Genomic DNA, 14151 nt, shown 5'->3' on the forward strand with positions numbered 1-14151 from the left:
CGTGAAAGCCTCTAGAGCTTCCGATATTTTTTTCGTTCTTAATTTGGGTTTGTCCCGGGAACACATTGTCTTCATGGAAAGTTCCAAATTCACAAGGTTCCTTTTGATAGTCCACAATAAAATGACCGCTGTATCCGGCAGCTTCTCCCCAGCCCTGATAAATGCGGTGTACGGGATTGTATCCGTAAATACGTTTTTGAAGGGTATCAATTTCAATATATCCCTCTCCTTCATCGCTGTTAGGATTCACGATGAGATATGCTTTTCCTGCCTTCTGGTAGGTAAAGCGGAAAATTGCAGACCGTGAACGGCCTGTCATTTCAGCTTGAAGGTGTTCTTCGGGCAAAGTAACGGAATAGTAGGAAGGGGTAGCTGTTTCCTGTTCATGTGAGAAACGAGTTCCTCTTTTTTTGGGTGTACAGCGTAATGATTCGAATAACGCTGACAATGTCATAGAACCGTAATCCTGTGTGCATCCTCCTACAATCCAGTGCGAATTACGGAAACCTTGGAACAAGGAGTCACGGTAATAATAGGGTGCAATGCATTTTACTTCGGTATCCTGTGTCTGTGGGGTCCAGAAGTTCATTCCATTGGGTTCCAGTACGGCAGGCAGCGTCTGTCCGTATTCCTCCGTGTGTTTTCCAAACATACCGGCAGTGTGAGTGGTGCTGGCTGCTGTACCGACTCTTGTGTCGATGTATAACGAAAGATTTTGGGTTGTCTGTCCGTTAGTACATGAAATAATCAATGGAGTGACTGCTCCGTAGATTAGAGTTTTGAATAATGTAGAAAAATGTGTTTTCATGTATTTAAAGTCTACGTGATTGCAGTTCTGTATATAAGGAGTACAATTCTGTATAACTTTTATTAGGTTTAGGCTTAACCATCGGTGAGGAGGAATCCTCACCGATGGTTGATAATGAATAATTAGTTATGATATTCAGGATATCCCGGATTTTGTTCCCAGTTCGGGTTGGTATTCAGCATATCTCTGTGCAACGGGAAGATACGGCGTGTCTTGTCGAAGTTTGCAGTCGGGAAGTCATGATAGTGAGGGAAGAACTCATCTTCGAAGTGACCGAAACGAATCATATCGTTTCTGCGCCAGTTTTCATCAAAGAATTCACGTCCACGTTCATCGTATAACTCTTCCAAAAGTTCTTCATTGCTTAGTCCGGCATTGACGTCATCAGCGTGCACGTATGCACGGATTTGATTCATCAGGCTTACTGGAGTATCACCATTAGTGGCGTTGCCACCGCGAAGGATAGCTTCTGCTTTGGTTAATAAGATATCGGCATAACGGAAGATAGGAAGGTCGTTAGACTGGTTTCTGCTGTTTTTGAAATCATCATCGATAACAAAGAATTTCACGGAACGATATCCTTGGTTATATCCTTCGATGTCATCACCTACACCTAATTGGACGTCATTCGGGTCATCAAGCGTAATATCTTTAGTAAGTACGATTTGATTTCCATTATGATCTAATGCAGGTTCGGAAGTTGGTTCATAGGTTTGTGAATTATAAACATAGACAGGTCCCATCAGTACACTTTTTGCGCGGTCGCCAGCTTTTCCCGGATCTTCAAATAGTGATGCAAATTCCGGTGTCATGGTGATATAACCACCCGCAGAACTACTCAGTTTCATGCCATAATAACTGAGTTCAACGTCTCCAGCTTTTTTCCAAGTACGAGCACGTCCATATTGCATGCCTGTAGCAGTATAAGTGTCATACGGCATGGCATAGATAAAGTCTTCTACATGTGAGCCATTATCTGGACCAAATTTCTTTTGGTAAGACATGGAACCAAGATTGAATTTTCCTTTTGTGATGATGTCATCACAAAGTGCGATACAGTCGTTCAGTTTTGAATTGGTAGCTGTAGCTGCATCATACTTGTCTACAGATTCAGCTGTGTAAACAGCCCAGTTAATATATAGTTTGATTAAGAGAGCTTCTGCCATCCATCTAGTCGGCTTACCGTAAGTGTTGGCATTTACTTCATCGGTGAGTTGTGGAATGATTGCTTTTAGTTCCTCTTCGATGAATCTTGCTACTTCAGCACGTGGTGAACGGTTAATTAATTCGCCATCGGTAGGCAAATGGTCAAGAATAGGAGCATCTCCCCAGCAGTCCATCATAATGAAATGGAAAAAAGCGCGCATGGCACGTGCGGGAGCTATGACTTCTCCGGCTTCATCACCTCCTAAATCGCGGATGATGGTATTGGCTTTCGTACATCCTCCAGTCAGGGTTCCCATCCAGTCGATGGTAGCATCTTCTGCCGTAAAGTCATGGAGACTAGGGTGTGCATACGCACCGCTGTCGTACCAGCCACCACCGTATGAAACTGCAGTATATTCATCGCTTGACAAAGATTGTGCTTCCATGTACCGACGTCCAAAACAGTCGCGCATCTGGAAATATACGTCGGCCATCTTGGCCTCTATTGCAATCTCATTGTCAGAAGGATATTCTGTATATTGGGATTCTACTTTTACATCCAAATCTGTACAGCTGGTAATAAGAACAGCCGCACAAACAGAAAATAAAGATTTTATATTTGCTTTCATAATTTTATTGTCTTGATAAATTAGAAGTTAATCTTTAAACCAACCATTGTAGTGCGAGTATGCGGATAAACACTCCAGCGATAGTCTACACCGGGGTCAATTCCACCCATGTTAACTTCAGGGTCGAGTCCCTTATAGCCGGTAATAGTAAATAAGTTGTTGCAAGTTACATATAACTGTAGGTTCTGCAACCATCCATTGAAGTTCTTGAAGGTATAGCCCAAAGAAAGAGTGCTCAAGCGGAGATAAGAACCATTTTCAATGAAGCGATCTGACGGAAGGCTTGCAGAAGTCGTAGGATTTTCGAGGAATTCCTTCAGCACATTCTTGCCTCCTGCCAGCATTTCAGGACTCATATAGTTGGCACGTGTACCGTTGTAAATATCGTTGCCGAAAACTCCAGTAAAGAAAATAGTTGCATTCCAGTTTTTGTAGTTGAAAGTATTGTTCCATCCGAAGTTCAGCTTAGGTTGCGCGCATCCTGTGATTGCACGGTCTTTGTAACCAGGCTGTTCAGTTGTGTTACCTGTACGTTCACCTGTATTTTCATCTCTTTCGTAATAAGTAGCTTTACCTGCTTCGTTGAATCCTGCAAATTCGTATGTAAAGAATGTTCCGAGAGGTTCGCCTTCAATAATACGTTGGGTATAGCCTTCTGATGATACGCCAGCTACCATCGGATCACCTTGAGTAAATACACCGACTTTAAACTTATCATTAGACAGCTTATTTACGGTATTTTTGTTGTGTGATAGTGTTACCGTAGTATTCCAAGTGAAGTTTTTAGTCTGAACTGGAGTCGCATTGATAGAAACTTCAATACCTTGGTTGGTAATTTCACCTACATTGGCAGCGATGTCGCTAAACGGATAAAGATTGGTGGAAACCGGATAATTCCAGATTAAGTCTTTTGTCTTTTTGTTATAGAATTCAATCGTACCACTGAGGCGTCCATTGAACAGTCCATAATCAAGACCTACGTTAAACATGCCTGTGGTTTCCCATTTCAGGTCTGGATTGGCATTTTTGGTAGCCGCCAGCGTACGCCATGATTTCCCATTGTAATCAAAGAATCCAGATGCTCCATAAGTGGCCACAGCTGTGTATGCACCAAATCCCAGGGCATTACCGCTGACACCATAACCCAAACGGAATTTCAAGTTGTCAAACAAGTTCTGGTTCTTCATGAAGTTTTCTTCAGTGATATTCCATGCGATGCTGACAGAAGGGAAGGTACCCCATTGATTGTTTTTCCCAAATACAGAAGAACCATCTCGACGGATTGTTGCTTGAATCATGTATTTGCTATTGTAGGAATAGCTGGCACGACCATAGAATGAGATGTTACGTACAGTTTCTTTTGTTCCACTTTCTATGGCTGGGATTCCATCAATTGTACTAGCATAAGTAAGCTGGTTCCATTTCAATACGTCATCGTAGAAATCATGTACAGTCAGACCAAACCCATCGTTTGACATCTTTTCTTCCCAAGAATACCCTGCCATTACTGACAATTTGTGGATATCGTTGAAAGTCGTGTCGTAGTTACCGTAAGTTTCGAAGATATGTTCGTGTCCAAAATAGGTGTTACGTGTGGCACGACCATTATATGCACTGATACCTTCAAGTTGTGTATTGTGACTATCATAGGCACTGTAAGTACGCTGGTTGTTGGTAAAGGAGTAGTTGACATTCCACTTTAAGCCTTCTATGATTTCCAGACTGGCTTTTCCTAGTAACTGTGTGTTTTTGTAAATTGTTTCAGAGGTATTTTCGTAAATTAACGACATCGGGTTGTAGTTCTTTGAACCTGATCCTGTTGTCCATGAACCGTCTTCATTTCTTACTGGAAGTGTCGGAGAGAAGTAATTCATGGCATCAAGAACAGATGCTCCTTCATTATTCATTGGAACGCCAATTGCTTTTCCATATCTGGCATTTACACCAGCTGATAGTTCCAGACGGTCTTTCAATACTTTGGTTGTAACCAAAGAACGTACATTCAATCTGTCCATGCTTGATCCTGTAATGACACCCTCACGGTCCTGGAAATTAAGGCTGGCCATGTAAGTCGTTTTACCGGCACCTCCGTTAATAGAGAGGTTATGGTTATGACTGATAGCAGTACGAAGTACTTCGTCTTGCCAGTTGGTGTTGGCGCCCATGTCATTGGCTAAAGTCGTTCCAGTTGCCTCAGCATAAGCACGGAGGTCGTCAGCTGTTGCCATATCCAATGTGTTGAGAATGTTGTCGAAAGCCACATATCCACTGTAGCTTACATTTGTGCGTTCTGCTCCATGTTTACCTTTCTTGGTATTGATGATAATTACACCGTTGGCTGCTTTAGATCCGTAGATGGCAGTTGCAGTGGCATCGCGGAGTACGTCGATACTTTCAATATCGTCGGGAGCAACCATAGAGATGTCTACGCCTGGAATACCGTCGATTACGTAATAAGGTTGCATGGCTTCACCTGTACGCAAGGAAGAAGAACCACGGAGAGTGATACTTGGAGTTCCGTTCGGGTCACCAGTAGTAGTGATGTTCAAACCGGCTACTTTACCTTGCAGCATGCTGGCTGCATCGGAGAATACACCGACGTTCAACTGGTCTGCCTTTACTGTGGTGATAGAGCTGGTTACATCCTTACGAGCCATGCTACCGTAACCGATAACCACTACTTCGTCCAATGTCTCTGTATCTTCTTTCAAGGTAACATTGACTTTTGCATTATTTACCACAACTTCTTGTGACAAGAAACCAATGTAAGAGAATACAAGGGTTTTTCCTTTTGCTACACGAAGTGTGTAATTACCATCCAGGTCGGTTACTGTTCCATTGGTAGTGCCTTTTTCCACTACGTTTACACCAATTAATGGTTCACCGGTTGTACTTTGTACATTTCCTGTAACAGTGAGCTGCGCGAATGCCCATGAGACATTCATCAGAAAAAGAGCCATGAATAAAGCAAATGGCCTTAGTCTTGCATTTTTCAATTGTACTTTACACATAAACTTAGATTTTTAAAAGGTTCGTTTTTTAATCATATCTTGATATAGATTTTTTTGCGATGAAGGATATAGCCTGTCAGACACATCAGTGAACAGAAAAGCAGTGCATAAATGAGGGATGCAAAATACTTATCCGGAATGATACTGTTAATGGCATTGTAAATTATTTCGGTAATGTGCCATTGAGAGAATGCTATGGCTACCACTTCACTGAGCACATAAAGGAATAAAGGATTCATTCCGAAAACCAGGAAGAAGGTCCATCCTTTATTGATGTTTTTCACGTCTATCACATACATCAGTACCGACAGTAGCAAAGCCCCCCATCCGCATGTCACGAGGACGAAACTCGTTGACCATACTCGTTTGTTCAATGGCATCCAGATGGAAAGCACATAGCCGATGACCAGCATAACGGCTGCAGCTGCGATGAGTTTGACAATCCGTTGGTTTACGGAAGTTTTTTCTAACAACAACTTGCCACAGAAAAATCCGATGAGCGTGTGGGCTACGGAAGATACTGTGCCGATAAGTCCTTCCGGGTCTATCGGGCTCTTCTTGTAAAGATGGGCTTCTCCGAAGATACTCCTGTCTATGATGGCGATGAGATTCGTGTCGTCACAGGCGTAGCCATTTCCACAAAGAAGTAGGACAGAATAAACCACCAATAATCCGGCTGTAATCCATGGCAGGTATTTGTGATTTAGGTAAACTACCATGAGGGACACAATACCGTAACATAAACCGATGCGTTGCAACACGCCAGGGATACGCAACGTGTCGACAGGGAAGAAATTACCGTCGCAGGCATATCCAAACCATTCGATTCCTAGACCGATGAGAATGATAAGGCACATACGGCGGAAAATCTTCTTTGCCACTTCCTTTGAAGGCTGGAAGTTGAACTTTCGGAGTGAGATGTAAGTGGAAATCCCGACCATGAACAGAAAGAACGGGAAGACCAGGTCACACGGAGTGAGTCCGTTCCATACGGAATGGCGCAACGGTGCGTACGAAACGGGGCCTCCGGCATTGTTTACCAGAATCATGCCGCATACCGTGATGCCGCGTAAGATGTCTAATGACAGCAATCGTTTCATGGTGCTTTTCTGATTTAAAGTCTTATTTCCAGTCCTTTATTTATTTTTAAATACCTCGTTGAAAACTTCTTTTGCTATCTTGATGCAGTCTCCTTCTCCTTCTGCCGGATACGGATTATGAGCGAGTGTCCAAGGTTCTTCCATGGCGTAGTAGTCCAGTTCTACCATCGGTTTTCCGTCGAGCACATCCTGGAGTGTCTGCCAGTAGGCTGCCCAGCGTTTATAGTAGAAGTCTTTCAGGATACCGTTCCATTCCTTGTGTGCATAGTCGCGAAGGCCTCCGTCGTTGGCACATACGCGGTTTCCCCATGTGGTAATCTGTACGCGGGCGTTCCATTCGTACAAATCTTTTTCCTCCGGTGTGGTTCCCACGTTACGTGCTTGTTCAATCCAGCGTCCTACGCGGAATTCACTTCTTGTGCCCAGCAAGCGGTCTTGTGCCAGCAGAATATTCAGGAACTCTTGTGAGTGAGCTGCAAAGTTCTTTTTGTCAAAACTCTTGAAGTCGGCGATGGTCTGGTTGTAGACGATACGGCCTCTGTCAGAGAGTGACTGGCGTACAATGTCTACCAGATCGTATTCAAAATTATTGTTGCCTTTGTATTTGTCGGCTACTTCCAGCATCAGGCGGGCTGCCGCTTCCGTACTGGTCGGGTCATAGTAGTTCTCCATTTTTGACCAGCTGGATGCCTGGAAGTTATTCAGTCCGGGGCGTCCGCAGAAAATGGATTCGTGAGGCCCTTGCTGGTTATTGCCAAACGGGCAGTTGTAAATGCCATCGGCAAGAATGCTCCAGGCTTGTGTGATTTTCTCATCGCGTACGCCGTAGCGGGCAAAGAGGTAGTCGTTTAACCATTCTTCCTTGGTGAACTTTTCCGGACGCCAGGGAAGTTCGCACATCAGTTCGAACATCACCGGATTGTTTTCGCTGCCTTCCATGGTCAGACCGATACCTTTCAGGTGCGCAGCCAGCGGATTATTCTTGGTGAGGTAGAAATTGTTCAGCAACTGGTCCATACGTCCGTGCAGACCCACGTTGCCTCCAAAGTTCTCTATCATGCAGAACAGCCAGTCGTGCTGCTCATAACCTTTTTCACGTTTCCAGATAGAAGGAATGCCCCACATCGGGCGGCATTCGCTGAACAGGTCCAGAATCAGGATGTCTCCGTTATTCAGGTTCTTGATCATTTCCGGGCGTGGGTTTTCAGTCCATCCTTGAATCACCCATGTAGCCTTCGGATTGACATTTTTCATTGCTTTAAGTACGGCTTTCCCGGCAGCATCAAAATCCACACTTCCCGCATCTTCAAGTTCATGGAACGGGTCCATGGAGTAATAGTTGGCTTTGCCGAACAGTCTCTCCAGTTCCTTATAGTATAAAGAAGCGATTTCATTGAAGCGTGCATCAGTTGGATTCAGGAAAGCGGGGCGCGTAAAACCGTTCCACAGTGCTGGTTCGGTTACGTTCAGTCCCAGTTTCTTATTGGCATCGTGAGGTACCATACCGGAATAGCCCGGGAATACCGGCTCGATGCCGTATTCGCGCATGCGTTTCAGAATTTTCTTTTGCAGTGCTTCCTGCTGTGTGTACCAGCTGTCAGGATTGGGACCGCCCCAACCTTCCAGGTTGTTCATGGCCCACCATGCCAAGAAAGCAGGTCCTGCAATGAATTTATTGATTTCTTCTTTCGTATAACCTAACTTTTCGAGCATGTTTTTCCACACACATTCCTGACCCACTACTGCCAGTGGCAAATTGATGCCATGCAGTGCCATCCAGTCGATTTCTTTCTCCCAACGTTCCCAGTCCCAAAAGGCCATGGTGTAGGAGTAGGTGCAATAGTTGAAATCGTAGCGTAGAGAGAGGTTGGTTTCCTTGCGTACCGGAGTAGAGACTTTCGGCAAACTTTCCGGCAACTCGGCAGTCATGCCGTTCCATGAAAGATGAATGCCTGCGTAATATTTCAGGTACCAGTTCAAGCCGGTAGCGATGTTTACATAATTATTCCCCCGAATGACTACCTTGTCACCTTTCTGGTCAAGTTCAAAGAAATCGGATGGTCCTTTCTTTACTTGCAGGATGAATTTCTTGGAAGCTCCCGGATCAATTCTTTCCAGAAGTCCGTTTACGGGATTGCTCCATAATTGAGCAAAAGGGAAGCAAAGACATGCTAATACAATAAGTAGAAATTGCTTGGTTTTCATAATAATTATTTTTAAGTATTACAAAAATCATGTTTTATCGGGAATTTGAGGGGGAAAATAGTGAAGAAAAGGGAGAAAATAGTGCATTGTGGTTTTTACACCCTTAAATTGACCTATGTCAAGACACTCTCCGGGCTAAATGTTGTAATTTTGTCACGTTTTTTAGAGAGTTAGTACGTGGAACAGGCAATTCAACAAACAGGTATCCGGAAGGGCTTGACGAAGCTCGTGATTCCTATCTTTATCGAGACCTTATTGATTATGATGTTAGGTGCTGTCGACACCGTTATGCTGAGTCAGTATTCCGATGAAAGTGTGGCAGCAGTAGGGGTGGTGAACCAGATTGTAATGTTTGCTTTCCTTATTTTTGAGGTAATCAATATCGGTACTTCTGTGCTGTGTTCGCAGTACCTGGGAGCAGGGATGAGGAACAAGATGGTGCAGGTGGTCGGCGTGTCTTTGTTGCTGAACCTGGTCGTGGGACTTGTGGTCAGTGCCATCCTGCATTATGGAGCAGCTACATTATTGGGATGGATGGGACTTCGTCCGGAATTGCTGAAATATGGTATCGGATACATGGAGATTGTGGGAGCCTTTGCTTTCTTCCAGGCTATCTCGCTGACCATTTCCGCATCCTTGCGTAGTGCCAACAAAGCCATTTACCCCATGCTGGTCACGGTGCTGGTCAATGTGATGAACATTATCGGAAACTATTCCCTGATTTTCGGTAAGTTCGGTCTGCCTGCCATGGGAGCAGAAGGAGCGGCCATATCTACCTCCATAGCCCGTGGCGTGAGCATGATTGTCTTGTTTGTCATTCTCTTCAGAAAACACATCCCGTCTTTCCAGACGGTTCTGTTCCGACCGTTTCCATGGATAGAACTGAAAAACTTGCTGAAAGTGGGAGTCCCCTCTGCCGGAGAGAATATGTCGTACAGCTTTTCGCAGGTGGTCATTACCTATTTAATCAATATTCTGGGAAATGATTCACTGGCTACACGAACCTATACGGTGAATACCACTATGTTTGTCTATCTCTTTGCCATCGCCATGGCACAAGGAGGAGCCATCAGTATCGGTCATCTGGTGGGACAGAAGCGGATACGTGCGGCTTACCTGTTGGGAAAGTACGTCATGCGTCTGTCCATTTTAGTATCGCTGGGACTTTCGTGCATCTGGGCCATATTCGGCCATAAAATCTTCAGTATGCTGACGGACAACGAGAATATTATCCGGTTGGGAGTGACCATTCTCATTGTCGATGTCATCGTAGAGATAGGGCGTGCCGTAAATATCTATGCCACGAATGCCCTCCGTTCGGCAGGTGACGTGAATTTCCCGTTCTATGTCGGCCTGATTGTACAGTGGACGGTCTCTGTCGGACTCAGCTATCTGTTCGGTATTCATCTGGGCTGGGGGCTGGTCGGCATGTGGTGTGCCTTCCTGCTCGACGAGAACATCCGTGCCTTTATCTTTGTGAAACGATGGAACAGCCTGAAATGGGCGAAAAAAGGTTTTGTGAAGTAAAAGCTACATGTCCGATTGAATCAGGCAGAAATAGAACAGAATGATGCAGATAATGTCGATGGTAAGTGCGATGACCGACCAGCGCAGAAACTGCTTGTTCTTCTTGACGGCTCCGTAGATGATTCCTAAAATGGCAGACAGGAATACACCGGCTACGATGCCAAACAAACCCTGTACGGCCACTCCCAGCAATACAAGGATTCCCATGGTGATAAGAATGTTGTTTTTCATGTCGGTTCAGGTTTTGTAATGAAAAAGGGAGCACGAAGCTCCCCGCATGATGTTTTTATAAGCTGGCCTTGATGGCGTGAATAACGGCCGAGGTAAATCCGTCGTGCTCCAGCGAGTTGATACCCTTGATGGTAATTCCTCCCGGAGTCGTGACTTTCTCGATTTCGGTGGCCGGATGCGTATTTTCGTTGTTCAGCAAGAGTTTGGCTGCTCCTTCCAATGTTTGTGCCAGCATGGTCTGTGCATCGTGTGGCTTGATACCCAGTTCTACTCCTGCCTGCATGGCGGCTTGTACGTATTTCAGCACGTAGGCAATACCGCAGGAAGTCAGTGAGGTGGCAGCAGCAAATTGTTTTTCTTCAATCAGCATGGAACGTCCCATTTCATTGAAGAGGGCAGTCATGGAAGTGATTTGTTCCTCTGAGGCATTACGTGCGGCAATCAACGTCATGCTGGCTCCTTCTGAAATGGCCGTGTTAGGAATGACACGAAACATCGACATCTCCGGATCTACAAAATGTGCCAGGTCTTCAAAAGTCAGTCCAGCTGCCACAGAAACCAGAATTTGTGGCTGTCTTAATCTCAGCGGTTTCAACACTTCTTCCACTTTCCACGGTTTGACAGCGATAATGATAATGTCGGCATCTTCTGCTGCTTCTTTATTGGAATGTGTTACGTGAATGGCAGGATATTCCGCTTTCAGTGCCTCCAGTTTGCCGGCACTGGGGTTAGATACCGAAATTTCTTGTGCCTGAATATAATGTCCGTTGGCCAGTCCACGGGCAATGGCACCTCCCATGTTTCCGGCTCCGATGATAGCTACTTTCATATCTTTCAAGTTTGAGTTCTTTATTCGCAAAGTTATAATTAAAAATGAGAGTTGGGCTATGTAATGGAACTTATTTTGACTCTAACTGGAAAAGGTGAGATTGTTTTTCGGAAAACGGCCGGGAATAATGGAATGTTCTCTTTGTGTGTATTACATTTTCCGTAAAGAAACGTAGGTTTTTCAATGCTAAAACGTAGGTTTGAGGTTCAGGAAACGTAGGGCTCTGCGTAGGAGAATGTAGAATGTGTAAGGAGGTGCGATAAATAATGTAAAGCAGCTTAGAGGATGATATTATGAGTTTAGTATCCTGATATGGACTTTCTTATATGATAAAAGCCGGATCTTCCTTACGTTTGTGGCAAGTCCGGCTTTTATTTATATGTATGGTACAATTTATTTTACTTCTTCCAGATACAATACCCGGCTGGCATAATCATTTAATTTATGATAGTCTACCTGATGAGTATAAGGAATTTCCAGGCCGTTTTCCATCAGGAATGTTCCACTGTAGACTTTCCCTTCAAAGGGCAACGGCTGATTGTCAATCCTGTTCAACTCCGTGATTCGGTAAGTCTTGTCGGGATGAAGCCCGGCCATTGTTACACGCGGTAAGTGTTGATTGACAAAGTGTTCTGTCTTCCACCAGTAGAATACAGCCTTGTCTTTTTCCGGGCTGCTATACATTAAGGAGGCTACTCCCAGATGGTCGTATGGAGAAACAAGACGATAAATATTTCCTAATTGAACTACCGGACGGATTTTCTTGTAATCGGCTATTGCTTTGCGACACAGGTCTTTTTCTTCATCGGTCATGTTTTTAGGCTGGATTTCCATTCCTAATCGTCCGCTCATGGCCACATCGATGCGGTATTTAAGTGGAACGGTGCGGAAAGTCTGATGATTGGGAGCTGCACTGATGTGCGAAGCCATGGCAATGGCAGGGAAGAAATAAGATGTTCCCCATTGCATGTAGATGCGTTGCAGTGCATCCGTGTTGTCGCTCACCCAAAATTCATCAAAGTAAGGAAGATAACCATAGTTGGCACGACCGCCTCCGCTGGCACATGCCTGAATCACTAAGTCCGGATATTTGGCACGGATACGTTGGCATACACTTTCAAAGCCTTTGTGATATTCTATGTACATGTGGCTTTGCTTGTCAGCTGCCAGGTAATTGGAGCCGTGATTCATAATGGCCATGTTGGCATCCCATTTGATGTAAGCGATGTCGGGGTACTGTGTCATCAAGTCGTCAACAACCTTGAAAACGAAATCCTGTACCTCCGGATTCGCCAAGTCGAGTACTACCTGAGTACCTCCGCGTCCAAGAACCGGATCACGCTGAGGAGCTTTCAGTATCCATTCAGGATGTTTTTCATACAACTCACTAATCGTGTTTGCCATTTCCGGTTCTATCCAGATACCAAACTTGATGCCATGTTTCTTTGCATCTCTTATCAATCCTTCAATACCTTCCGGAAGCTTGTTTTTGTCTGTTACCCAATCACCCAGCGAAGAACTGTCGTTTTTACGTGGATATTTGTCACCAAACCATCCGTCGTCCATTACGAAAAGCTCGCCTCCCATTGAAGCAATGTCGCTCATCATCTGGTCCATCCCTTTTTGGTTGATGTCGAAATACACACCTTCCCAGCTGTTCAATAAAATATCACGAACCACATTTCCATGAGCCAGTTTGTAAGTCCGTCCCCATTTGTGGAAATTACGGCTTGCACCGCTCAGCCCTTCGTCGCTGTAAGTCAGGGCTACGGCAGGCGTGCGGAACACTTCTTTTTTAGAAAGCATGTATGAGGAATTTTCTTCGTTGATGCCGGCATAGAACTGATGATAATCGCTGTCGTCGGTATCAATTTTCAGTTTGTAGTTGCCTGTGTAGCAAAGGGCGGCTCCAATGACTCTTCCTGTATTTTCCTGTGGTTTTCCATCGAGTGAAAACATCACTTCTGCATGTGAGGTATGTGAATTGCGTACCCCATCTTTATTTTTAATCACGGTCATTCCCGGCTGTAGCGGTTCTTGTGTCAATTGTCCTTCGTTTGCCCATGAACCAGACAGGTGTGAAAGCCATACATTTCCTCTGCGAATGGGTAAGTAGGCAGAAGAGAACTGGCTCAGATATACTGGCTTTTTTTCTGAGTGGCTTATCTCAGTCCAAGTTTCTATCATATCTACATCCTGATATGCCTTGTAATGTACATCTACATAGAACGGATATACTTTGTCTTTCAGGTGGATGGTCGTTAATGTAGACTGGTTTTCCTGATTGGTGCTGACGTTTACCACTTCCATTTGTGTAGACATGTTTCCGTCCGCATGCTTTACAGAAAGGGCAGCTTCTCCCGGACAATTCATTCCATATACGGGGTAAGCCGTATGGTTACAATTAGATGCTTCATTGATGTGTTGCAAGTCTGTTTCAATCAGTTTGCTTCCATAGTAAAGATACTTTAGCTCACCGCCATCGGGAGCACTCAGTACGAGCGATGTGTTAGGGGTAGAAATACATATGTGCTGTGCCATTGCATTTCCGGCCAAGAAAGAAAGGCCTGCTAAGAGATAAAGTTTGCTTTTTGCACTCATGCTTTTCAGTTTTGATAATAGATTTTGTTTAATTGTTTATTTGTCTGCAAAAATAGGTGTTGTT

General features: G+C 44.5%; 8 protein-coding genes and 1 pseudogene. 1 reads left to right on the forward strand and 8 read right to left on the reverse strand.

Going from position 1 to position 14151, the window contains the following annotated elements; genetic code table 11:
* The 5 genes and pseudogenes from ACMJ0U_RS07285 to ACMJ0U_RS07305 form a co-directional block, all read right to left on the reverse strand.
* A pseudogene (locus ACMJ0U_RS07285) lies at positions 1-808 on the reverse strand (glycoside hydrolase family 92 protein); the annotation flags it as partial.
* A 122-nt stretch (positions 809-930) separates the two neighbouring features.
* Positions 931-2583, reverse strand: a complete 1653-nt coding sequence (locus ACMJ0U_RS07290) for a RagB/SusD family nutrient uptake outer membrane protein (protein ID WP_417129228.1) — start codon at positions 2581-2583, stop codon at positions 931-933.
* Between the two features lie 20 nt (positions 2584-2603).
* Positions 2604-5594 (reverse strand): SusC/RagA family TonB-linked outer membrane protein, encoded by a 2991-nt coding sequence (locus ACMJ0U_RS07295; RefSeq protein ID WP_417129229.1) that lies wholly within the window; start codon positions 5592-5594, stop codon positions 2604-2606.
* Positions 5595-5626: 32 nt separating this feature from the next.
* Positions 5627-6694, reverse strand: coding sequence for an acyltransferase family protein (locus ACMJ0U_RS07300; RefSeq protein WP_417129231.1), 1068 nt, complete (start codon positions 6692-6694; stop codon positions 5627-5629).
* Positions 6695-6730: 36 nt separating this feature from the next.
* The gene (locus tag ACMJ0U_RS07305; RefSeq protein ID WP_417129232.1) at positions 6731-8899 is read right to left on the reverse strand and encodes an alpha-N-acetylglucosaminidase; all 2169 of its coding nucleotides are present in this window, start codon (positions 8897-8899) and stop codon (positions 6731-6733) included.
* Between the two features lie 177 nt (positions 8900-9076).
* Here ACMJ0U_RS07305 and ACMJ0U_RS07310 point away from each other — a divergent pair, with 177 nt between their 5' ends.
* On the forward strand, positions 9077-10426 hold the full coding sequence (locus ACMJ0U_RS07310; protein WP_417129233.1) for an MATE family efflux transporter: 1350 nt from the start codon (positions 9077-9079) through the stop codon (positions 10424-10426).
* A 3-nt stretch (positions 10427-10429) separates the two neighbouring features.
* Here ACMJ0U_RS07310 and ACMJ0U_RS07315 read toward each other — a convergent pair whose 3' ends face one another.
* The 3 genes from ACMJ0U_RS07315 to ACMJ0U_RS07325 form a co-directional block, all read right to left on the reverse strand.
* A complete protein-coding gene (locus ACMJ0U_RS07315) occupies positions 10430-10657 on the reverse strand; it encodes a hypothetical protein (RefSeq protein ID WP_007564347.1) in 228 nt (75 codons plus the stop codon).
* A gap of 55 nt (positions 10658-10712) precedes the next feature.
* Positions 10713-11495: a pyrroline-5-carboxylate reductase gene (gene proC / locus ACMJ0U_RS07320; RefSeq protein ID WP_417129235.1), complete on the reverse strand. Its 783-nt coding sequence runs from the start codon at positions 11493-11495 to the stop codon at positions 10713-10715.
* Positions 11496-11879: 384 nt separating this feature from the next.
* Positions 11880-14087 carry an alpha-galactosidase gene (locus tag ACMJ0U_RS07325; protein ID WP_417129237.1) on the reverse strand — a complete coding sequence of 736 codons (2208 nt, stop codon included), beginning with the start codon at positions 14085-14087 and terminating at the stop codon, positions 11880-11882.
* Positions 14088-14151: the final 64 nt, after the last annotated feature.

It is taken from the genome of Phocaeicola sp. (assembly GCF_048170425.1).
Taxonomy (GTDB): Bacteria; Bacteroidota; Bacteroidia; order Bacteroidales; family Bacteroidaceae; genus Phocaeicola.